Consider the following 22,913-nt stretch of genomic DNA (forward strand, 5'->3'; position numbering starts at 1 on the left):
TCTTAAGTTAAAGGACAATTATAAAGTGAATTTGTACAAAACAAAATGGGAGGCAATAAAATGCATTTAGGAGTCATACTTAACAGAGTTTTTAGAACGAAATATAATCCACTTTTTCAATATATAGTGAAGCATCAAAATGAGATAGATAAATTGTATTTTATCTTACCTTTAGAAGATTTAACTGACGCATCAGAAGTAAAACGTGACTATTACCATAAAGTTGTAAAAGGATTTGTAAATGCTTTAGATAAGCATGATATACAACCTCATATTGTCACATATGAAAAGCTAGGTGAATTAGCCGAAACATTGGCGTTATCTCACGTATTAGTAGCAAAAGATATTATGAGTTATCACAAAGAAATATATGACTATCCTCATGTAAAAAAGGCTTTTGAAAATCACCAAGTTACAGTAATTGGACAGCGCGTGAATCATTATTTTGAGCCAACAAAGACTTTTAATAAACAGCAACAGCCTTATAAAGTGTTTACTAGTTTTTATAAAGCAAATCGTAAAGATTTAGTACATACACCTGAAAAAAATTATCAATTTAAGCACTTGGCCCAAATTGCTGAAAAGGGTTTAAATCAAAGTGACTTAAATTTTAAAAATAATAAAGATTTAGAACAGTTAGCGCGCAAAAGATGGGGTGAATTTTTAAATGGTGACATAGCTCATTATGATAAATTGATTGACGATGTATCGCAGGATTTTGTAAGTGGATTAGGTAAATATTTAGCATATGGTCTACTTGATATTCGTGAAATTATAAATGATTTACTTGAAGGTTACGATAGTGATGAAACAAATTATGAAGGTTTTATAAGAGAGGTTATATTCCGTGAATTTTATTATGTGTTAATGACACAATATCCAGAAGCTGCCACTAAATCTTTTTCTGAGAAATATCGCAACATGAAATGGTCTTATAATAAAGCACATTTTGAAGCATGGAAAAAAGGACAAACTGGCTATCCAATCGTTGATGCTGCAATGAAAAAGTTGAATCGTACAGGGTATATGCATAATCGCTTGAGAATGATCGTATCTCAATTTTTAACGAAAAATTTATTTATTGATTGGACTTGGGGTGAGAATTACTTTAGACAGAATTTGATAGATTATGATAATGCATCTAATGTACATGGATGGCAGTGGTCGGCATCAACTGGGACAGATGCAGTGCCTTATTTTAGAATGTTTAATCCTATCCGACAAAGTGAAAAATTTGATTCTAATGGCTATTTTATTAAATCTGAAATTGAATTATTTAAAGAAGTACCGACACATTTTATACATAATCCTACTCTATATCGGAGTGAGCTTTATGAAAAATATAATATTGAATTTGATAAAGACTATCCTAATTCAATCGTAAATCATAATGAAAGCAGAAAATATGTTTTAGAAAAATTTAAATCTATAAATAAATATTAATTTGAAAAACACTCCATAAATAAAAGATAGGAGTGTTTTTATTCTTCAATTTTTAAATCATTTTCATTTGAAAGTTTAAATTCTTCATTACTTTCAATATCTTCAATATCTTCAGAAATTGAATCTAATCTTTTGTGAATCTCTTCTTCAGTCCATCCAGTATCTTTTAAATGCTTATTAATATTCACAAAATCAACTCCTATAATTTATCTATCCTATATATTTGTAACAAATATTTCATTAATTATTAGCTAATTCAAAACGTATATTATAAGATAAATTTCTATTTACTATATGTTGGTCAACCCCTTTATTTGTGCCTCTGTTTAAATGGGTTGCTTTGTATTGATTAGAATGTTGCCAGTTATAAAAATCTTGCCTATCTAACCATAAAGTTAATATTATATAGTGCTCATTTTCATTGTGTGGTTCTAAAAACCTTAAAGCTTTATAACCAGTTACCGTATTTAGTCTTTTGAATCTATTTAAAAATTTTTCTTTAAAATTATTTTGTCTATTGCTATTTACATATAAATGGTTCATAACACAGAAATAATTATTGTTTAAATTACCATCTTTCTCTAAAATACTATATGATTTTTGACAATTATTTTTGATAATTTGTATTGAATTGTTTTTTTCATGGATCACATAAGATTGATTCGAATTAAAAATAACCATTATTAACCTCTCTATTCCATCTAATAATATACTTATTGTAACATTGTTTATAAAACCAAACCATTATAATAGATAGTATTAGCAGTTTAAAATTTTTATTATTTTACTAAAAATATGATGAGGTCTATTTATTTAAATTTTAAATTGGACTTTATTTTAGCAAAATCACTAATTAGGGGAAAGTTATCATAAGTGAAAATAAAGGAGTAAGCAAATGGATAAAGTATACAAATTAATCAACGAAATAAAAGAAATACTATTTGGTTATAGAGAGTTTGTTTCTGAGTATGTCTTGTCTTTAGAAAATATAGAAGAGATGAATAAGTATATAAATTTTTTGAAAATAAGTGATATTTTAAATGAATTTGATAAAGAAATCGAAAAATTAATTGATTTAGAGTTCTCATCAAAATATAATGAAAACTTTATTAATTACATAAATGAAGAAAGAATCAATTTTGAACATCAATTCAATAATTATGAAAATATCAAACGAAATTCTTCTAAAATCAAAAATAATGAAATTATATATGAAAATATAAAAGTACAAAGAGAATATATAGGTTATGGTGGTGGAAGAGCACCATTAAACAAAGATGAAGAATTGATATATGATTTTGTGTATTTTGAAAATAATATGATTTATTTACTAGAGAGTATAAACAATTTTATTAATAATCTTTACATACTTAAAGATTTCTCAGAATTAAATACAAATGTTGTAATTATTGGTGCAAATGGATCAGGTAAAAGTACATTATCTCGTAGATTAAAGTTAGATAATATAAATCAAAGTATTAACATAATTCCTTCACATCATATTTTATATTTATCACAGCAAAATTATGTTGCATTTGAAAATAGTGATGATTATTTTGATGTAAATACTTATCAAGAAGATTCTAAAATGGTAACAATTGAAACTCCATTTAATTCTGATGAATTTAATCACTCATTTTATAACTTAATGAATTATTTAATTATTGATCATTATAGTAAAAAAGGTGATACTATAAAATCAAAAGAAGAAAAAACAAAATTAGAAACCGTCATAGATTTATGTAATTCTCTAATAAAGAAAAATATTATTTTAGATAAACATATTATTAAGTGTTTGAGCGAGGATAATGAGATATATGATTTTAATCAAATGAGTGATGGAGAGAGACAAGTTTTTTATTTTGTTGCAAGTGTTTTAGCCAATGAAAACGATGGATATATAATAGTGGATGAACCTGAAAATCATTTAAATTCACAGGTTTGTAAATTATTATGGGATAAGCTAGAAGTTATAAAAAGTGACTCAACCTTTGTTTATATTACACACGATCCCAAATTTGCAGTTTCAAGAATTAATTCTAAATTGATTTGGAGTAAGTCATTTATTTATCCAAATGTATGGGATTATGAAATCCTTGAAGAGGATGAAATTCCTGAAGAATTATTAATTGAAGTCCTAGGAAGTAAAGAAAATATAATCTTTTGTGAAGGTGAAAGTGATAGTATTGATAAGCAATTATATGAAGCTATATTTTTCGATGATAAAGTAATTGCAGTTGGTGGACACTTGAATGTAATTAATTATACAAAAGCAATTAATAATATATCTAATCTAAATATAAAAGCTAAAGGTCTTATTGATAGGGATGGTAAAACAGAAGAGGAAATAAATAAATATAAAGAGAATAATATTAATGTATTGCCGTTCAATGAAATAGAAATGTTGTTATTATCAAAAGAAGTACTAGAAGAATTGAATAAAGTAATATCAGTTTTAGATAAGGGAATTGATATTGAGCAATGGAAAAATAGAATATTACAAATTTGTGATGAAAGAAAAGAAAAAATTCTATTAGATATAGTTAAATCTAGAGTTGAAAACTTATTGTCTTCTAAAAAACTGCAAAATTGCAAAGAATTTAATGAATTATATGCTAGTTTCAAAATGATATTTGATTCAATAGATTTAGATAAAATTTATAACGCTGAAAAACTAAAATTAGAAGTAATACTAAAGAATAAAGAATATGAAAACTTATTAAAAATATGTAATTTAAAAAAAGAAATACTAATGAGAGTACCTAGTAGAGAAGGGTATAAAGACTATCATAAAGATGCAGTAGCATTGATTCAAAATAATAATGTTTTAAAAGAAATATTGAAAAAGAAATATTTCTCCAATTTTTAGCGATATGGAGGTAATAGAATGAGTAAAACTTTATTATTTGAAAAAACTAATGATATGTTATTAGCAGTTTATTATACATATGACTATCCCGAATTTGAAAGTATTTTATTTAAACAGCTAGAAACCAATGGATCATACAGGTTAAAAAATACTTTCTGCATAACATATGACTCGATAGTTGATTGCGATGATGAAGAATGTGTATGTTTTAAAATAGGATCGTTAGATAATGGTTATTATAAATTAGATTCAGAGATGTTTAACTTAGAAAATAATTTTTATTTCGATGAAAGCTTTAATTTTAAAAAAGACCATTTTATAGCTTATAGGAATATTTCAATTCTTAAAAAGATAGATAATATAATAAACGAAGATTTTAAAGTAATTTCTAAGAAATATGAAAAAGAGTATGACAATTTAACAGCTATATCAGATTTTGAATACAAGGAATTAATTAAAAATTTCCCTAAAACTACCGAGCTAGACAAGTATAGTAATTATAAAATAAGTCAAATTATTTCAGAAGTATTTAACGTTAAAGATGATTATATCGGTATATATGAAGAATTTTTAAATAGAAAAAAAAGGAAATTAAAAGAATTTGATAACAAATCTAATAAAAATATAAAAATGTTAAGCGACGTTTTATCTGAATATGAAGTAGATAAATATAAATTAATTTTAAACAGGCTAAAATATCTATTAAAAAACGAGCAAACTCTTGAATTAGATTGGCAAAAAGAGATTGTGGATATATTAACTTTAATTTTCCCGAAATATATAAATGTCTTCAGTGAATATGAAGTGATTAGAGATAGCGATAAGAGAAAAAGAGTTGATTTTGTCTTGTTAGATAATAATAATAATATAGATATTATTGAAATCAAAAAGGCACATGGAATTAATATATTAAATAATACAAAATCTAGAGGGAATTATCCTCCTTCAAAAAATTTAAGTAGTGCTTTGATGCAAGTTGAAAAATATTTGTATTATATAAATACTGAAAGTAATAAAGTTATAAAAAAACTTAAAAAATCAATTAAAGAAAGAGAAGATAAAGAAGTTGAGATTTTTATTAGAAGCCCTAAAGGTATAGTTATTTTAGGTCGAACAAACAACTTTAATCAACAACAATTAGAAGATTATAGACTCATAAAAAATGCGTACAAAAATGTAGTAGATATATATAGTTATGATGAGTTGATTTTAACCTTAGAAAATATTATAGATAAATTCGAAAAAAATAAGCATGATTAATATAATAATTTGAAATAGAGTCTTAGCTCATAGTAATAATAACCGACAAAGATTTTAATGACTTATTTTTTAGCGATATGAATCCAAATGAAGAAACGATGAAAGTATTAAGCAATAAAGTAGAAATCGGGACTAAATCTATATATCAAATAATTGTTGTGGAAGTACAGGATTTAAATAAATTTTATGAAAATTTAATTACTCTAACTAACGTCATTACAGAATCAACAAGTATGGAGCAATGGGAAATCAAATGTTTCCATATTCCTTATCCATATAATAAAGTTTTACAAGTCATTATAGCATCAAATTTATTCGTAATTCATGTATTTACGAGTGTAGAGGATATGTTTAATATTTATAATTTTAATATACTCAAATAATCTTTGGATATAGAGGTGATTTGTAAATGGAGAAAGTCATTTTTTATAATATGTGTATGATATATTATGCCGAAAGAGTAGTGGTAATTGATCGTAAAAAAGATGATTGGCCAGGTATTTCTTTTCCAGGTGGAAAAGTTGAGCATGGAGAATCATTCATTAATTCAACAATCAGAGAAATCAAAGAAGAAACGGGTTTAGATATAAGTAACCTTGAATTATGTGGAGTAAAAAATTGGATGGATGATGAGATAAGATATGTAATATTTTTATATAGAACAAATAATTATTCTGGTGAATTAGTTAGTTCTGATGAAGGACAAGTTAGGTGGGAACAAATTTCAAATCTTACTAATTTACAATTATCATTAGACATGGAAGAGATGTTAAGTATATTTCAAGAAAATAATTTAAGTGAATTTTTTTATTTCAAAGATAATGAAGAATGGAACTTTCATCTCAACTAGATTACTAATTCTATAGATAAAAAACCAGCGTTTAATCAACGGTATAAGCCCTATGGTGAGGGAATAAAATATAAATTACAAGTTGATCGGTAAAGAAGATTTTAATAGTTCTATTTATTTCCTGATGCTATTGAGATTTTATTCCAAAGGTTGACTTGATTGATTATCATAACGATCTCAAAGTATTCTTCTTTTGTATAATACTTTAATACTGTTTCATAATCTTTATCGTTTATTTTTGAATTCAAGTAAGTTAATTTTTCAGCTAGTTGTAATGCTGCTTTTTCTTTTTCGTTATATAGTTTACTTTCGTTAAAATTAGCGAGATCTTGTATTTTATTTGGGTCTATTTTAAATTTTTCGCTTTTCTTTTGATGTAAATTTTGACAGTAAGTGCAACCATTAATCTGGGAGCATCTGAGTTTAATAAGTTCTCGTAAGTCTTTATCAATGGATGTTTTATTTACTACTCTTTCTAAATCGAGTATTAATGCCATGTATTTTTGATTGATTTTAAAGTAGTTGAAGCGGTTATCCATTTTTTAAAAGCTCGCAATTTTAGACATAAATTTAGATAACATATTAACGCCTCCTTCGAGATTACTAATTAATGTATAATTAATTGTATAGATTAAATTTATGCCCTACAAACAAATTTAAGTAAATACAACACATTTGTTAATCTGTTGCAGAGGTGTTTAAAATGAGGAAAAAGACTGAAGAAAAACTATATAAAGCTTTAGTTATGCTGTTAGAAAATGATGATTATGAAAAAGTAACAATATTGCAGATTTGTCAGGAGGCAAGGGTCAATCGTTCTACTTTTTATAGGAAGTTTAAATCAAAGGATGATTTATTACGTTGGAAATCTAATCAACTCGTTCAAATATATATTCATGAACTTAATGAGCTTGGAAAAGTGAATATGGATGATGTTGTAGTCTTTTTTTATCAATTTTGGATAAAATACAAGTCATTTATATTAATGCTTCAGAAACAAAATATGCAACTGTTCTTACTAAACGAGTTTAATCGTCATATTTTAAATGTACATCAATCAACAAGAGAAAAATTTCAGCATAATTTAAACGATGAATATATGATGTTATCTTTATCTTTTAATGTCGGTGGATTATGGAACATGTTGCTTTATGCTATAGAAAATAATTATAGCGAGGAAGAATTTTTAAAAGGTTTTCAAGAAATCAAGTTATTCTATAATGTATGATAACGTTATCCATGCATTTTGTTCATATTATATGAGTAGTTAGAATAACCAAAAACCGCCCGTTCCTGTAGCTCACTGCTACGGATCGGGCGATTATTTTTTTTAGAATTATAAATGAATCTTTTCGGTTGAGTAATAATATAACTCTTTTTTGGGATGTACGAATATCGAAATGATAATGAGTACGCCTATTTTACCAACTATCATTAGCAATATGAGTATAACTTTAGACATAGAATTCAAATCAGCGGTTATGCCAGTTGAAAGTCCAACCGTCGCAAAAGCTGAAATCGTTTCAAATAATACCTTTGTTGTATCAAGTTTTGGATTTTGAATTAAAATACTCAATGTTGAGATGAAAATCAAAGAACTTGATAAAAAACATACAGTTATTGCTTTATTTATTTGTTCCGTCATAATACTTTTCTTAAATATATGTGGATGTGTCTGACCTTTTAATAAAGTATATAAATATACGATAATGATAGCAAAGGTCGTAACTTTTATACCACCACCGGTACTCATAGGTGCGGCACCAATAAACATTAATAAATCAAATATAAAAAGTGTAGGGTCGTGTAATTGACCTATGTCAACGGTATTGAATCCAGCAGTTCTAGTTGATATTGATTGGAAAACGGATTTAAAGATTTGAACAATCCAATTATCGTTTTTTAATACATTATTTGCTTCTAATAACCAAAATGAAAGTGATCCAATCATGATTAATATAGCTGTAGTAGTTAATACGATTTTTGAATGTAGACTTAATTTACTCAAGCGATTAGCTTTCCACAAATCTAATAAAACAATATAACCTATACCGCCAATTACAATTAATAATGGAACAATGACGTTAACAATTAAGTTATCACTGTAACTCATCAGACTATCTGAAAATAAAGAAAAACCAGCGTTATTGAATGATGATACAGAAGTAAATATACTGATGAATCCACCTCTAACAATACCGTGATCTGGAATGAAAACAAGGGATAAAAAAATAGCACCCAAAATCTCGATAATAAAGCTGAATAATACAAGACGTATAGTTATATTTAGTAATCCTGAATCATTATCAAGACTCCACGTATACTTTAATAGTTCTCTATTTTTGTACGTAATGTTTTTTCTAGTGAAAATCATTATAAAGATCATTAAAGTAACAATTCCTAACCCACCAATTTGAATCAGTAGAAGTATTACTAAATATCCTAATTCATTAAACTGGTTAGGTATATCAACAGTTGAAAGCCCTGTAACTGTAAATGCACTTGTAGCGATAAAAAAAGCATCCACAAAATCAATAGGTTTTCGTCCAGTAACTGGCAAGTAGAGTAATATTGAACCTATGATTGTAGTCGTTAAAAATAGAGTCATATAAATCATAGTAACTTTGAATATATTATTCATTTTTTATCACCTGCATTATAAGATATAAAGATAATAGTCCTATTAATAAAAAATAGCAATAAATTTATAAAACAAAATGTTTTAGTACTCTGCATTATTAAGTATAAGGTTGGACCGTCTACACTTAATTGGACAACTTCTATGAAGAGAAATATTGTTAAAATTAAGAAGGTAGGGGGTCTTATTATGAGAAGAGAGTATACAGTTATGTATTCAAACAGCAATTTAACTCAACCAAAAACCGCCCGATCCTGTAGCTCACTACTACGGATTGGGCGATTATTTTTATACATAATTTAATTATTCCATTAAGTAACTGTCTTCGGCGCGTTTGATTGTTTTCTTTTTCCATGGGTCGAGTATTGGTTTAACGATAAATCCTATTGTGAATATGACAACGCCGAATAATACAAGACAAATGAGATTGTATATGAGTATTTCTGGTACGACGCCTCCGACCGCTTCTCTTAAAGCATCTACGGCATAAGTAAATGGCAAATATGGATGTATGGCTTGGAAGAATTTTGGTGTGACTTGTATCGGGAATGTTCCACCTCCACCTGCTATTTGTAATACCATAATAACAATTGCTAATGCTTTACCTACGTTACCGAATAGGGACACTAATGTATAGACGATACATATAAACACGATTGAAACGAGTACGGATAATAGTATAAATAATAATCTATTATCGATTGCTGCGCCTAAAATAAACATATCTCCTAGTGACACGATAATGGACTGTATGACACCTATAATAATGAATATAAAGCTCTTTCCAACGAATGTTTCTCTCAATGAATATTTCTGCTTAATTTCTGGATTTTTAATATCTGTTGTTAATAAGTTAGATAATAGTAAAGCACCTACCCAAATTGCTAAAGATGTATAGAATGGTGTACTTGCTGTTCCATAGTTTGGCACACTAAATAACGATTCTTCTTTTAATTCTATTGGATGTGCAATAATATCAGCTTGTTTCTTTAAATCATTTTTCAATAATTTAATCAGCTCGTGAACTGTATCATCTTTATCTATTTCTCTTACTTTCTTCGCAGCTTTCTTAATATCTTCTTCAATACCTGGTAAATTATTTCGTGCAAATTCTGCTAAGTCATGAATTTCCTTTTGAGCTTCTGGTAAGTTGTCATCTATTAATTGAACAGCACGGTCATATTTATCAATCATTGTTGGTAAATCGTTATTTGAGAACTGTGCGAGCTTTTTAACTTCTGATTGAACATTTGGTAGTTCATTTTCAACGTAATAAGCACCTTTACCAACTTGCTCTTTAAATTTAGGGAAGTTTGTTTGAGCTACTTCATTAATGTTATTAAACTTTCTTTCAAGTTCAGGTAATTCATTGTTGATGCTGACTAATAAATCATGACCATTTTGTAAGGAACTTTTCCCAGTTTGAATCACATTATCAATCATGTTCATAGAACTTCTAATCTTCGAGATATCATCTATACCTTTAGTTAACGCTTGATCAATTTGATTAACGCCTTCCATTAAAGTCGTCTTAAAATCACTGCTTGTATATTTCAATAAATTGTCTAAAGATACGAGATTAGAATCAATTAATTTATCTAAGGCTAATACTTCTTCTTTGCCAGATTTACCATTATTTAAAGCATTAATCAGATTGCTTTGGCCATTTATAACACTTTGTAAATCTTTGTTAGCTGATTCAAATTGTGAAATAGCTGATGAAGTATTAATACCTTCAGATTTCTGAAGTTCATTTAAAATATCAATCATTGAATTATTAAAAGCGACACCTTGTTGTAATCGTGATTGATTGTTTTTCACAGTGTCTGCAAGTTGTTTACTGTCTTGGCTCATTAAGATACTTTGATTGATGGCTTGCATGCTTTCTAAATCTTTTTTATTCATAGTTGCTTGTTCGTTACTATAGTCTGCGAGGGCTGTTAAAGATTCGCTCAGTGCAGATTTCATTTCATTTAATTCTTGATCAGTTAATACGTTTTTAGAAGCTTGGTTATTCTCTTCTTTATGAGTATCTTCTTCATCGTAAGCTTGTTGCGTTGTTACGATATCATTATCTTTCTCTTGATCTTCAGTTGATGCTTTTTCTTGTGTTTCTTCTTTAGAAGTGTCTGCTTGTTCTTTATCACTTTCTTGTTCTTCAGCATTTTGGTCAGTCTGATTGTCTGCTTTGTTTTCTTCTTCTGACGACTGTTGAGGTTCTTCTGTGCTTTGTTCAGGTTTTGCTTTGTTATCCTTAGTGTCTTTCTTTTCTTTATCTTGATCAGCTTTCAGTTTTTCGTTCGCTTTTTCAGTTTTTTCCTGAGCTTTTTTAGCATCTGCTTCATACTGATCTAATTTACGATTTAATTCAGGTAAGTATTGCTCTGCTTTATTGATAGCTGCTAATGCTTTTTCAGTTGCTTCAATACCTTGAGGCACACCTTTATTGATTTTAGGAAATTGTTGTTGTACTTTATTCGCTTTTGCTAAAGCACTTTCGATTTCAGGCATTTTGGCATTAAGCTTCGTAATTAATTGAGCAGCTTGATTAATGTCACCCATTTTACTGTTTACTTCATTAATTTTTGTTACGCCTTCATTAATGTCGCCTTTGTAATTTCCTAGCGCTTCGAATTCATCTTTATACTTCGTAATGTCATCTTGATGTTCATCAATTTCAATGACTTTCTCTTTGAATTCTTCTATTTTAGGAAGATTATCTTCAGCAGTATATACAGCATTTTTAATTTTGCTTAAAGTAGGTAATTCATTTTCAAGATCTAAACCAACTTGATTCGCTTCTTTTAATAATGCTTGCGTTGCATTCTCGCCAAATTCTTTATTTAAAGAATCTACAATGGATGATGCACCAGCGTTTGTCATTTTAGGTGCAATCGCATTTAATTTCTCATTTACTTTGTAATCAATAACGGCTTTCTTTGGTTTCTTATGATAGATACTTGTGACTTCATCAGAAAAAGTCTTATGTAAATATATAGAGGCATAATAATCACCTTTTTCAACACCATCGTCAGCCTTCTTACGATTCACAAATTCCCAGCCGAACTTATCATTCTTCTTCAATTGTTCAACTAATTGGTCACCAACATTAATATCTTTGCCTTCAACCTTAGCACCCTTATCCTCATTTACGACCGCAATTTTAATACCTTGCGTATTGTTGTAAGGATCCCACGTAGAACTTAAATTAAACCACGCATAGAATGAGGGCAAAATAGAAAGACCCAATAATAATATAATCACAAACGGCACACGTCTGATATTTTTAATATCTTCAATAAAAATTTCAAATGGTTTCTTCAAAATCATAACTCCTTATCCATTAGTACATGACATGTACTATAAATATCAATACCGCTATCATAACCCATGTTCAAAATCAATTCAATCCCATTTTGTTATATCAGTATATTTATAAAGTCTAATATATAACTAAAATAGCATGTTATATCTATATCAGTATATTAAAATAGAAAATATTTCTATTTTTGGAGATCAATAAAAAAGCCACTTTCAAAGACTACATGTGTAATGTTCGCTTTAAAAGTGGCTTTTAGCAATTATTTTTTATAAACTGTACTATAATTTAACGAGAATTTTTGCTTGTGATTTATCGTTTACAAGTTGTTCAAAACCTGATTCTACAATATCAGTTAACTCAATTTCATCAGTTATGACGTCTTTAACTTTTAAATTCCCTTCATTAATTAAGTCTATTGTTTGTTGAAATGTAGAAGGTGTATAAGCAATAGTCGATGTAAGTTTTACGCCAGTGTTTGTTAACTGCATTGGATTCCATTCAATTGAATGTCCAAATATAGAAACAATAACAACAGTGCCTCTTGGTTTAGTAACATCAATGGCAGATTTAAATGTAGGTGCTACACCTGCTACCTCAAATGACACATTAACACCATTATCAGTATGTTTATTAATAACATCAACTGGGTTTGATTCACCAGAATTTATAGTATGAGTAGCGCCTACTTCTTTCGCCTTTTTCAATCTTTCTTCAGATAAATCAAAAACAAATATTTTACTAGCACCTGCAGCTTTAGCAGCTATAGTTGTCAATAATCCGATTGGTCCAGCTCCAAAAATAGCAACAGTATCACCGAAAAGGACATTTCCTTCTTTAATTGCTTGAACTGCTACAGCTGTTGGTTCAACAAGGGCACCTTCTTTATCAGAAACATTATTTGGCAGTTTATACACATTCTCTTCTGGGACATTTGTAAATTCTGCAAATCCACCATCTGAACCTAGGCCTATAAATGAATAACCATCATAAAGGTCAATATTTTCTTCTTTTTCATGATTAGAAACTGTAGGATTAACAACAACTCGATCGCCTTTATTGAATTTAGTAACTTTTGAACCAATATCCTCTACTACACCTGCAAATTCATGACCTAATGTTACAGGCGCTTTTTGTCCAAGGAACGGGTCCGGTTTATCGGTTGAAATAAATATAGGACCTTCTAAGTATTCGTGTAAGTCTGTACCACATATACCAGCCCAAGAAACTTTAACTTTAACCTGATTACTTTGTAATTCTTTCGTAGTTCGTTCTTCAACACGTACATCCTTTTGACCATACCAAACTGCTGCTTTCATTTATAAAACCTCCTTATAGTATTTAATTTAATAATATGCCTTTTAAAAGTTAATTTCAAATAAATAACTTTTAAAAATAGAATATATATATATGTTTGAATATAAAGTTTATAATAATGATAACGTGTTAAAAGTTTGCAACGATAAATGGTGATAAGGGTTTCTAAAATTAGATTAGTAGGAGAAGTTAAAAAGATTAATAAAGTGACATTGGCATATTAATATATACCTAAATAAAAGTGGTTAGTAAAATAGGTGTGAGTGTAATATATAAGACATAACATAATTGAATATATTAATTAAAAAATATAGGAGTGATTTTTATGTATCTTATAGATACTTTGATTTTTAATAGTAAATCTGAAAAAAAGAAATATCAAAGAATCTTCTCAAAAAAATTAAATGATATAAATATAGAAACATATACTTTTTATACATCTAATTTATTTTTTAATAGTAGAGGAGATAAATGGAATTTATTATGTGTAATTGATTTGTCTAAATATAATAGAGATATCATAAATACAATACCTTTAACAAAGAATGTAACTATACGTCGTGAATGCATGGAATTAACCCCTAATGCTCATGTGAAAAGCTTGAAGCCTTTAAAATGTAATTTAAATATTGTTGAACATGTGGATGTTGCAGATAAATATTTAGAAGAATTTCAAAGTATTATGATACAAAATAATATACCAGCCATGACAGAAATCATTCATAAGAGAAGCTGGTGTAATGAATTTATAGCACTTGAGACAAGAAATATCATATATCATAAATCAAAATTTCCGAAATGGAATCAAATACATTTAATATCATTAAATCTTAAAGGGGTGTTATTATTCAAGAAAGATTTCTCCACTGTGCTTAAAACTCATAGTAATATATCGTTTGAGCAAAATTTTAGTAGATTAAAAAAAATACGTGTTTTTACATATAAAGCTAATGCTTCGAAAACAAAAAATATTTTAAGTAATACTCACAGTATGGATGGAAATAGTCAATAGTATCAATCAAAAGAAAGGCATATTATAAAGATATTAATAGTTGCTGGTATATTAATTAATAGTAGAACTACTTATAAAGTAGTTATCAGTTAAATAATTAGTCATTAAATCTGGGATATAATATTACTCCCAGATTTCTTTTGTATAATGCATTGGATAGCTAAACCCAAAATACACTTGCATCAGAGCTTTTCAATTATCTATTTATTATTTCTTTTAAACGCTTCATAATGATTAATGATATCATTTGCCGACATATTTTCTAGTTCATATTTAATATTATGATTCATAGTATCAACTTTTTCGTTTTCAGAACTGTCACTAGATACGACAGAATAAATAAATGATATATGTTCATCATTTAAGTCTTTTAAGAACTGTGGTCTTAAATTCTTGTTAAAACCTAATAAACTTTTTAATTGTTTTTCTGAAGAGTAGAAATTCTTAAAGTCTACACCACTTTCTTTTTTGACGACTTCAACAAATTCTTCTAATTTTTCTACTTTACCCATCATATCACTCCTATTTATATTAACTGTATGAAGTATATATACCTTTTTTTAGAAAAATATAAACTTATAAAAATAAATAGAATATCCAAGTATGTCTAGATATCGATACATAGAGTGATCTTATTCATAAAAATATACGTATATATATAAAAGGATGTGATGGCTATGCGTAAAATGATAACGGTATTAATGACAGTTTTAATACTCAGTGGATGTCATAATCAAATGAATCATGTAGATAAAAAAACAAGCGAAGAGAAAAATGTTCAAACTGTAGAATCAAAGGCATTCGAAACATATCAAAAAGGTATCGTACCTTTGAAAATAAATATTAAAAGAATAAATGTAAATCACGAATTAGATCACACTGGAACTAATCAAAAGAATGAAATGGCAGTACCAAAAGATATTGATACGCCTAGTTGGTTTAAAGATGGTTTTAAAGTTGGTGAACTTGGTAATGCTGTGATTGCGGGACATGTTGATGATGGTGTGAATCCAGGTGTATTTACAAATCTTCATAAACTTCAAAAAGGTGATAAAGTTGAGGTTAGTGATAGAAATAATAAGAAATTAGTATTTAAAGTATATGATAAAAAATTATATAAATTAAGAGAAGCGCCAGTAGATAAAATATTTGGATATTCTAGTAATAGACATTTAAATTTGATTACTTGTGAAGGAGAATATAATACTTCACTAGGAAGTACACCAAATAGATTAGTAGTTTATACAAAATTAATAAATGGTTGAAAGTATGCATATGACATTTACTAACATATAATAGTAAATGTCGGGGGGTAAAACAATGCGAGAGTCGGATATAGAATTATACGATAAAATAGTATCTAAAGATACAGATAGCTTAGAAACATTATATGACCGTTACGAATCGCTGCTATACAGTTTTATTTATAAAATCACTCAAGATAAGCAATCGAGTGAAGAAGTACTTCAAGATGTATTTATGAAAATTTGGAATCAAAAAGCTAAATTTGATAGTAGTAAAGGTAAGATGTCGACATGGCTTATTACGATTTCACGAAACTTAGCAATTGATTATATACGTAAGAGGAAAACAACGTCTTATGAATATGATGAAGAAAGGGATAATATAAAGACGGATAATGTACCTGAATCAGAACTCATAACTAAAGAAGAAGCTGAACAGATTAAAGGATGTATAGATGAGTTAGACGCAAAGCAACAAGCTATTGTGTATTTATTTTATTTTAAAGGTTTCAATCATAAAGAAATATCGAAGACGCTTGAAATACCTTTAGGAACTGTAAAGAGTAGGCTAAGATTATCTATTCAACATTTAAAGCACAAATTAAAAATAAACAAGAAGGGAGAGAGGAAATAATATGGAATGTGAAAAATTATATGATTATTTCAATGATCAATTAAGTAAAGATGAAAAACAAAAATTTGAAGAACATTTAAAAACTTGTAAAAATTGTCAAGAAGAACTAGATGAACTGAATATATTAAATGAATCTCTTCCTTACCATGTTGAAAATATTGTTCCTCCTAAAGATATGAAAAGTAGAATAATGAATAATATTCTAAATGATGAAAATAATGAAGATACTTCAGCTCAAGAATATAATGATAACAGTCAGCATAGACCTTTAAATACAAAGCGAAATATCATTAAAAACGTATCTCTCATTAGTATGGCCGCATTATTATTAATATCTATAGTAGGCAATTTATATCAGTTTAATACAAAAGATCATGGAAGTAAGAATAAAGACCATCATTTAATAAATAAAAGCAGTGCACAAATAATAAAATTAAAATCTACTGAAAAAGATCAAGTTCAAGGCGAAGCGTTTATAGCTAAAAATAAAAAAGAAAGACAATTAGTAGTACAAGCACAAAATTTACAAGAAACGAAAGGCAATGAAGCATATCAAGTTTGGATTCTTAAAGGAGAAAAGCCATATCGAGCAGGTACTTTTGTTTCCAGTAAAAATTCTGGAATAGTTATCTTTGATTTAAGTGATATCGAATTAGATAAGCAAGATAAAATAGCAATTACTTTAGAACCATCACCAAATAATCAGGCTCCTGAAGGTGATATTATTATGGCTGGTGAAAAAGGTTAGATATTTTTAGAGATTACATTAATTAATGTGATCTCTTTTTTTATTTATTGCGTATACCATATGAACAAAAAAACAAAGGAGTGATTGGATGAATATTTCACAGAAAGTATTAGCCATGTCATTATCGGTTTCATTGTTAGGAGCTGGAACAAGTGTATCGCAAATTGCACAAGCACATGATGCGTCACATGAATCTGTTGCAAAAACAGATAGTAAAGCAGTTGAATTAAGAAGTAATTTAGATATGTTGCTAAGTGAACATGCGTATTTAGCTACTGATACAATGAGAAAAGGTGCAGAAGGGTCTAAAGATTTTGATGCATCAGTAAAATCACTAAATATGAATACTAAAGATTTATCTAAAGCTATCGGTGATGTATATGGCCAAGAAGCAGGTAACGAGTTTGAGAAAATGTGGGCAGAACATATTGGGTACTTTGTAGATTATGTGAATGCTACAAATGATAATGATGAAAATGCACGACAAGAAGCATTAAAGAACTTAGATAATTATAGAGAGCACTTCTCTCAATTTTTAGCATCAGCAACAGATGAAAAATTAGAAGCGAAAGGTTTATCAGAAGGTTTACAAATGCACGTGAATCAATTAGTAAGCGCATTTGATGCCTCAGTAAATGGGGACTATGACAAAGCTTACAAATACGAAAGAGAATCCATTCATCACATGTATATGGTTAGTAAAGGATTATCAAATGCTATAACACAACAATTTCCTGAAGATTATCATCATACAAGTGCAACAACAAAAGCAGCCGACTTAAGATCAGATTTAAATTATTTAATGAGTGAACATGCCATCTTAGCAGCCGATGCGATGCAAAATGGGTATGATGGATCTAAAAATTACAAAGCCTCAGTAAAAGCGTTAGAAATGAATACAAAAGATTTATCAAAAGCAATAGAAGGTGCGTATGGTAAAGAAGCGGGTATGGAATTCGATAAAATGTGGACAGAGCATATTGGGTATTTCGTTGATTACGTAGAAGCTTCAAAAAATAAAGACGAAGACGCTAAAAAAGAAGCAAAAAGCAACTTAGATAATTATAGTAAAGAGTTTGGCGCATTTCTATCTAAAGCTACAGATAATCAATTAAAGAGTGATGAGTTAGCTGAAGGATTAGGTATGCATGTGAATCAGTTGTTAGCTTCATTTGATGCTTACACTAAAGGAGATTATAAAACATCAACAATGAAAGTAAGAGAAGCATATGCGCATATGTTTATGCCAGCTAAAGGTTTAAGTCAAGCAATCGTAATGCAAAATAAATCAAAATTTGAAATGAATATGCCAAAAGAAATGCCAGACACAGGCGCACAAAAATAGGCTCGTTATATAGAATAAAGAAAACTAAATTCAAATTTGAATCTAGTTTTCTTTTTGAATTTTCAAGGATATTATATTTATTAAAAAGGAGAAAATATGAAAATACTCGATGTAATATCACAAATTGAACAAGAAATATTAGTTAGTAATAATAATTATAAAATCAATATAGATAAAGAGTGTACTGATATTACAACCATGTACCAAAATATTAAAACTTCTTCTGTTTTTATATTAAAGGCGTCTAATCGCTCTAAAATTTATGCAGAAAAAGCTATAAGTAAAAATCCAATATTAATATTGACGAATATGGAAGCAAATAGTTTGGATGATATGAAGTGTGATATTCCAGTTATATATTTATCTAACTATGCATCAGCGATAAATAAATTAGTACATTTATTTTATGATAAATATATCGAAAGCTTAAAATTTATTGCAGTAACGGGTACTAATGGTAAAACAACTACAAGTCATATGGTAGGAAAAATATTATCAAAACTAGATAAACGAGTAGCTGTTGTTGGTACATTAGGCGTTTATGATTCTAAATTTAACAAAATGAATTTTAACCATTCTACACCAACTACACCAATGCATATTGAATTTGCTGAAATTATAAAGTATTTTGCAGAAAAAAATTATGACTACATTGTATATGAAGCTACATCTATTGCGTTAGACCAAAAAAGGGTTAATTTTATATATAACGAACTAGCAATATTTACTAATTTTAGCTCTGAACATCTTGAGTATCATCATACACTTGAAAATTATTTAGAAGCTAAATTAAAACTGAATGCGCTAAGTAAAAAAAGTATTGTCAATTATGATAGTGAAGAATACAGAAAAATAGGTTATGATAGGTATCATTTTTCTAATAACCAAAAAAATGATATGTATTATAAATATTCTATAGAGGAGAATAAGTTATCTATTTGGATAGATGGAAATGTTTATCAAATCAATATAGCATTGAATGGAATTCATAATTATATAAATCTTGCTATTAGTATATTTGCAATACATAAATTGAATTTTGATATAAAAAATATTTTAGAGGTTGTTAAGTATATCAAACCACCTGATAATAGATTTGAAATATTTAAAATAAGAGAATTTGAATTTATATTAGATTTTGCACATACACCATTAGCAATTAATGAATCAATTAGCGAAGCTATAAAATATTCTTCAAAAAAGAGAAAAAAGCTTACAGTAATGATTACAGGTATAGGCTTACGCGGTTTAGATAAAATAAGAGATACAATGAATTTAATTCCTAATAATATTGATCAAATTATTTTAGCTTCTGAGCAAGTAGGTTTTGAAAATGAAAACCATATTATTGCAACGATGATTAAATATTTACCGGAATATTATGATTTAAATAATATTATAATTGCGAGTTCGAGAAAAGAAGCAATCAAAAACATTGTTGAGAAAACTAAAAGTGATGAAAGTATTATTTTATTAACCGGTATCAATGAACCGCAGCATTATAGAGGGGATTTAATCAATCACGACGATAAATCATATATTAAGATGTGTATAAATAATAAATTGGTATAAATAGTATTTTTTATTTTAAAGATTCTTGTTGGTATGAGTTGTTTAAATATAACTAATATAAAAAGATAGTGAAATGGATTTTACTCGCTTTTATATAGGGTTAGCTGTTAGATATATTGATTTTAAATTTATGGTTTGGTACTATATAATTCTAAATAGTAAATATTTCATTTGTTTTTAAAGGTAATAAATCGAATGAAATATTTGTGCGGGTGTAGTTAAATGGTATAACCTCAGCCTTCCAAGCTGATGTTGCCAGTTCGATTCTGGTCACCCGCTTTGAATTTATAAAAACTATGAAATGTGACTCATATTTAATAATTAATTTCATAGCGATACAATTTTTCGAGAGTCTGGGACATAATATGATTTCCCAGACTCATTTTTTATATTGTTAGTAGATAACTGAACCCAAAATACTTGTATCAAGCTTTTTAAAATCTAGTAAAAAGATTATATACAGGTATTTAAATATTTTTAACAGGTTATCTTTTAGGAGGCAGGCGATAAGGATCGATCTGATAAAGTTATTAGTCACACAAATGAAAAATATTAATAAACGGATATAAACCGCGCTTAAAACTGCTCATAAGAAAGTGATTTTAGCGCTCTTTTTAGCGAAATTATAAAGTTACTATGTAAAAATAATCCAGGAGGCGTTCAAATGCATTTAGGAGTCATACTCAACAGAGTTTTTAGAACACAAGATAATCCACTTTTTCATTATATAGAGAAGCATCAAAACGAGCTAAATAAATTATATTTTATCTTACCATTAGAAGATTTAAATGATGCATCAGCAGTAAAGCGTGAGTATTATTATAAAGTAGTAAAAGGGTTTCTAAATGCTTTAGAAAAGTATGATATACATCCCCATATTGTTACGTATGACAAGCTAGGTGACTTAGCTGATACATTGGGGTTATCTCACGTATTAGTAGCAAAAGATATTATGAGTTATCACAAAGACATATACGATTATCCTCATGTTAAACAAGCTTTTGAAAATCATCAAATTACAGTAATTGGGCAGCGCGTGAATCATTATTTTGAGCCAACAAAGACATTTAATAAACAAAATCAGCCTTATAAAATATTTACGAGTTTCTATAAAGCAAATCGTCAAGATTTAGTACATACACCTAAAAAAAATTATCAATTTAAGCATTTAGCCCAAATTGCTGAAAAGGGTTCAAATCAAAGTGACTTAAATTTTAAAAATAGTAAAGATATAGAACAGTTAGCGCGCAAAGCATGGGGTGAATTTTTAAATGGTGATATAGCTCATTATGATAAATTGACTGATGATGTATCACTGGATTTTGTAAGTGGTTTAGGTAAATATTTAGCATATGGGTTGCTTGATATTAATGAAATTATAAATGACTTAATTGAAGGATACGACAGCAATGAAATTAGTTATGAATCTTTTATTAGAGAGGTTATATTCCGGGAATTTTATTATGTATTAATGACACAATATCCAGAAGCTTCCACTAAATCTTTTTCTGAGAAATATCGCAACATGAAATGGTCTTATAATAAAGCACATTTTGAAGCATGGAAAAAAGGACAAACTGGCTATCCAATTGTTGATGCTGCAATGATAAAATTAAATCGTACAGGATACATGCACAATCGTTTAAGAATGGTCGTATCACAATTTTTGACTAAAAATTTATTTATCGATTGGACTTGGGGGGAGGACTATTTTAGACAGTATTTGATAGATTATGATAATGCATCTAATGTACATGGTTGGCAATGGTCGGCATCAACTGGGACAGATGCAGTGCCTTATTTTAGAATGTTTAATCCTATACGTCAAAGTGAGCGCTTCGATGCCCAAGGGTATTTTATTAAAACAGAGCTAGAAATATTTAATGATGTGGCAAGTAAATATATTCATGATCCAACTAAATATAAAGACAATTTGCAAGAAATTTATCATATCGAAATTGGAAAAGAATATCCAGAGGCTATCGTGAATCATAAAAAAAGCAGAGATTATGTGATGGATAAGTTCAAACAATTTTGATATGTTATTCATTAAAAAGGAGTGATTTATTTGTTGAAAAATGAAATGCATGGTATTTATCTAACTCAAAATAACAATGAGGTTACAATCAATAAATTTAATGCAAGTTATCAGTATGTTATTTTAGAACAGATTAATAATTTACCTCAAAATGGATATGTCATGTTTAACCATTTATATGCAAATCCTGGTTTTGAAGAAGATTTTGAGCGTGTTTTTCTAAATCGAGATATAAACCTAACAAATACTCAAGGGTTTGAAAGTTTATTGTTTTTAAAACCATGCAGTACGAATGAACATTATGTAATCATAACTATTTGGAAAAACGAAGAATCATACAAACAATGGCAAGATTCTCAAGAATATAAAAACACACATCAAAAAAGAGGTACTAAAAAAGGAGCCGATCAAGCTATCGTAAACAGAAAGCTATCCTTTAATATTAGCTTAGAATTAAAAGAGTAACGATTATAAAGATGGTCACTAATTCGGAAAATAGAGTATAAATATTATAAAGTAGCCTTCAAGACTTTTGAATTGACCTTGCTTACACACGGGTCTAATATTAGCAAAGAAGAATACGTATTACTGTATTCTATTAAGTAAGTAACGGAGGAATTTATG

General features: G+C 28.1%; 21 protein-coding genes and 1 tRNA gene. 15 read left to right on the forward strand and 7 right to left on the reverse strand.

All coding sequences use genetic code 11. The features are described from left to right. Window positions 1–60: 60 nt before the first annotated feature. A complete protein-coding gene (locus tag LQ675_RS11970) occupies window positions 61–1,443 on the forward strand; it encodes a cryptochrome/photolyase family protein (RefSeq protein ID WP_239727594.1) in 1,383 nt (460 codons plus the stop codon). Window positions 1,444–1,481: 38 nt separating this feature from the next. Here the strand turns inward: LQ675_RS11970 and LQ675_RS11975 are convergent, their stop codons facing one another. Then, window positions 1,482–1,631, reverse strand: coding sequence for a hypothetical protein (locus LQ675_RS11975; protein ID WP_239727596.1), 150 nt, complete (start codon window positions 1,629–1,631; stop codon window positions 1,482–1,484). Between the two features lie 52 nt (window positions 1,632–1,683). After that, entirely contained in the window at window positions 1,684–2,124 is a 441-nt protein-coding gene (locus LQ675_RS11980; RefSeq protein WP_232152089.1) for an antibiotic biosynthesis monooxygenase family protein, read from the reverse strand. 214 nt (window positions 2,125–2,338) lie between these two features. Between LQ675_RS11980 and LQ675_RS11985 the strand changes: the two genes are divergently transcribed. From LQ675_RS11985 to LQ675_RS12000, 4 genes are all read left to right on the forward strand, one after another. Then, window positions 2,339–4,312: an AAA family ATPase gene (locus LQ675_RS11985; protein ID WP_239727608.1), complete on the forward strand. Its 1,974-nt coding sequence runs from the start codon at window positions 2,339–2,341 to the stop codon at window positions 4,310–4,312. An 18-nt stretch (window positions 4,313–4,330) separates the two neighbouring features. After that, complete coding sequence (locus LQ675_RS11990) at window positions 4,331–5,572, forward strand: Shedu immune nuclease family protein (RefSeq protein ID WP_239727610.1); 1,242 nt, start codon at window positions 4,331–4,333, stop codon at window positions 5,570–5,572. A gap of 77 nt (window positions 5,573–5,649) precedes the next feature. Next, complete coding sequence (locus LQ675_RS11995) at window positions 5,650–5,955, forward strand: hypothetical protein (RefSeq protein ID WP_239727613.1); 306 nt, start codon at window positions 5,650–5,652, stop codon at window positions 5,953–5,955. A 26-nt stretch (window positions 5,956–5,981) separates the two neighbouring features. Further along, the gene (locus LQ675_RS12000) at window positions 5,982–6,422 is read left to right on the forward strand and encodes an 8-oxo-dGTP diphosphatase (protein WP_239727615.1); all 441 of its coding nucleotides are present in this window, start codon (window positions 5,982–5,984) and stop codon (window positions 6,420–6,422) included. Between the two features lie 110 nt (window positions 6,423–6,532). Here LQ675_RS12000 and LQ675_RS12005 read toward each other — a convergent pair whose 3' ends face one another. Beyond that, a complete protein-coding gene (locus LQ675_RS12005) occupies window positions 6,533–6,919 on the reverse strand; it encodes a carboxymuconolactone decarboxylase family protein (RefSeq protein WP_239727617.1) in 387 nt (128 codons plus the stop codon). 206 nt (window positions 6,920–7,125) lie between these two features. On the opposite strand from LQ675_RS12005, the gene LQ675_RS12010 reads away from it, so the two are divergent. Further along, a complete protein-coding gene (locus LQ675_RS12010) occupies window positions 7,126–7,650 on the forward strand; it encodes a TetR/AcrR family transcriptional regulator (RefSeq protein ID WP_239727619.1) in 525 nt (174 codons plus the stop codon). Window positions 7,651–7,758: 108 nt separating this feature from the next. Here the strand turns inward: LQ675_RS12010 and LQ675_RS12015 are convergent, their stop codons facing one another. The 3 genes from LQ675_RS12015 to LQ675_RS12025 form a co-directional block, all read right to left on the reverse strand. Next, the gene (locus LQ675_RS12015) at window positions 7,759–9,063 is read right to left on the reverse strand and encodes a TrkH family potassium uptake protein (protein WP_239727622.1); all 1,305 of its coding nucleotides are present in this window, start codon (window positions 9,061–9,063) and stop codon (window positions 7,759–7,761) included. Between the two features lie 300 nt (window positions 9,064–9,363). After that, window positions 9,364–12,384 carry a YhgE/Pip domain-containing protein gene (locus tag LQ675_RS12020; RefSeq protein WP_239727624.1) on the reverse strand — a complete coding sequence of 1,007 codons (3,021 nt, stop codon included), beginning with the start codon at window positions 12,382–12,384 and terminating at the stop codon, window positions 9,364–9,366. Between the two features lie 276 nt (window positions 12,385–12,660). Beyond that, complete coding sequence (locus LQ675_RS12025; RefSeq protein ID WP_239727627.1) at window positions 12,661–13,698, reverse strand: 2,3-butanediol dehydrogenase; 1,038 nt, start codon at window positions 13,696–13,698, stop codon at window positions 12,661–12,663. Window positions 13,699–14,021: 323 nt separating this feature from the next. On the opposite strand from LQ675_RS12025, the gene LQ675_RS12030 reads away from it, so the two are divergent. Further along, the gene (locus LQ675_RS12030; RefSeq protein ID WP_119650421.1) at window positions 14,022–14,708 is read left to right on the forward strand and encodes a hypothetical protein; all 687 of its coding nucleotides are present in this window, start codon (window positions 14,022–14,024) and stop codon (window positions 14,706–14,708) included. A gap of 200 nt (window positions 14,709–14,908) precedes the next feature. On the opposite strand, the gene LQ675_RS12035 is transcribed toward LQ675_RS12030, so the two are convergent. After that, complete coding sequence (locus LQ675_RS12035; RefSeq protein ID WP_058590970.1) at window positions 14,909–15,220, reverse strand: hypothetical protein; 312 nt, start codon at window positions 15,218–15,220, stop codon at window positions 14,909–14,911. 165 nt (window positions 15,221–15,385) lie between these two features. Here LQ675_RS12035 and LQ675_RS12040 point away from each other — a divergent pair, with 165 nt between their 5' ends. From LQ675_RS12040 to LQ675_RS12075, 8 genes are all read left to right on the forward strand, one after another. Continuing rightward, window positions 15,386–15,973, forward strand: a complete 588-nt coding sequence (locus LQ675_RS12040; protein WP_058590969.1) for a class F sortase — start codon at window positions 15,386–15,388, stop codon at window positions 15,971–15,973. A gap of 55 nt (window positions 15,974–16,028) precedes the next feature. Continuing rightward, complete coding sequence (locus LQ675_RS12045) at window positions 16,029–16,586, forward strand: RNA polymerase sigma factor (protein ID WP_025905379.1); 558 nt, start codon at window positions 16,029–16,031, stop codon at window positions 16,584–16,586. Between the two features lies 1 nt (window position 16,587). Then, window positions 16,588–17,334 (forward strand): anti-sigma factor, encoded by a 747-nt coding sequence (locus LQ675_RS12050; RefSeq protein ID WP_058590968.1) that lies wholly within the window; start codon window positions 16,588–16,590, stop codon window positions 17,332–17,334. Window positions 17,335–17,422: 88 nt separating this feature from the next. Continuing rightward, complete coding sequence (locus tag LQ675_RS12055; protein WP_153654221.1) at window positions 17,423–18,679, forward strand: copper amine oxidase; 1,257 nt, start codon at window positions 17,423–17,425, stop codon at window positions 18,677–18,679. A gap of 96 nt (window positions 18,680–18,775) precedes the next feature. Continuing rightward, a complete protein-coding gene (locus LQ675_RS12060) occupies window positions 18,776–20,251 on the forward strand; it encodes a Mur ligase family protein (RefSeq protein WP_239727629.1) in 1,476 nt (491 codons plus the stop codon). A 208-nt stretch (window positions 20,252–20,459) separates the two neighbouring features. Continuing rightward, window positions 20,460–20,530, forward strand: a tRNA-Gly gene (locus tag LQ675_RS12065). Between the two features lie 385 nt (window positions 20,531–20,915). After that, entirely contained in the window at window positions 20,916–22,289 is a 1,374-nt protein-coding gene (locus tag LQ675_RS12070) for a cryptochrome/photolyase family protein (protein WP_107617295.1), read from the forward strand. Between the two features lie 33 nt (window positions 22,290–22,322). Further along, window positions 22,323–22,754, forward strand: coding sequence for an antibiotic biosynthesis monooxygenase family protein (locus LQ675_RS12075; protein ID WP_239727631.1), 432 nt, complete (start codon window positions 22,323–22,325; stop codon window positions 22,752–22,754). Window positions 22,755–22,913 lie beyond the last annotated feature (159 nt).

Source organism: Mammaliicoccus sp. D-M19, assembly GCF_022386695.1.
In the GTDB taxonomy this organism is placed as follows: Bacteria; Bacillota; Bacilli; order Staphylococcales; family Staphylococcaceae; genus Mammaliicoccus; species Mammaliicoccus sciuri.

Coding starts and splice junctions, on each gene's coding strand:
- LQ675_RS11990 (WP_239727610.1), top strand. CDS start 4,331: ATGAGTAAAACTTTATTATTTGAAAAAACTAATGATATGTTATTAGCA.
- LQ675_RS12035 (WP_058590970.1), bottom strand. CDS start 15,220: ATGGGTAAAGTAGAAAAATTAGAAGAATTTGTTGAAGTCGTCAAAAAA.
- LQ675_RS12005 (WP_239727617.1), bottom strand. CDS start 6,919: ATGGCATTAATACTCGATTTAGAAAGAGTAGTAAATAAAACATCCATT.
- LQ675_RS12025 (WP_239727627.1), bottom strand. CDS start 13,698: ATGAAAGCAGCAGTTTGGTATGGTCAAAAGGATGTACGTGTTGAAGAA.
- LQ675_RS11970 (WP_239727594.1), top strand. CDS start 61: ATGCATTTAGGAGTCATACTTAACAGAGTTTTTAGAACGAAATATAAT.
- LQ675_RS11985 (WP_239727608.1), top strand. CDS start 2,339: ATGGATAAAGTATACAAATTAATCAACGAAATAAAAGAAATACTATTT.
- LQ675_RS12055 (WP_153654221.1), top strand. CDS start 17,423: ATGAATATTTCACAGAAAGTATTAGCCATGTCATTATCGGTTTCATTG.
- LQ675_RS12050 (WP_058590968.1), top strand. CDS start 16,588: ATGGAATGTGAAAAATTATATGATTATTTCAATGATCAATTAAGTAAA.
- LQ675_RS12040 (WP_058590969.1), top strand. CDS start 15,386: ATGCGTAAAATGATAACGGTATTAATGACAGTTTTAATACTCAGTGGA.
- LQ675_RS12015 (WP_239727622.1), bottom strand. CDS start 9,063: ATGAATAATATATTCAAAGTTACTATGATTTATATGACTCTATTTTTA.
- LQ675_RS12070 (WP_107617295.1), top strand. CDS start 20,916: ATGCATTTAGGAGTCATACTCAACAGAGTTTTTAGAACACAAGATAAT.
- LQ675_RS12010 (WP_239727619.1), top strand. CDS start 7,126: ATGAGGAAAAAGACTGAAGAAAAACTATATAAAGCTTTAGTTATGCTG.
- LQ675_RS12060 (WP_239727629.1), top strand. CDS start 18,776: ATGAAAATACTCGATGTAATATCACAAATTGAACAAGAAATATTAGTT.
- LQ675_RS12030 (WP_119650421.1), top strand. CDS start 14,022: ATGTATCTTATAGATACTTTGATTTTTAATAGTAAATCTGAAAAAAAG.
- LQ675_RS12045 (WP_025905379.1), top strand. CDS start 16,029: ATGCGAGAGTCGGATATAGAATTATACGATAAAATAGTATCTAAAGAT.
- LQ675_RS11995 (WP_239727613.1), top strand. CDS start 5,650: ATGAATCCAAATGAAGAAACGATGAAAGTATTAAGCAATAAAGTAGAA.
- LQ675_RS11980 (WP_232152089.1), bottom strand. CDS start 2,124: ATGGTTATTTTTAATTCGAATCAATCTTATGTGATCCATGAAAAAAAC.
- LQ675_RS12000 (WP_239727615.1), top strand. CDS start 5,982: ATGGAGAAAGTCATTTTTTATAATATGTGTATGATATATTATGCCGAA.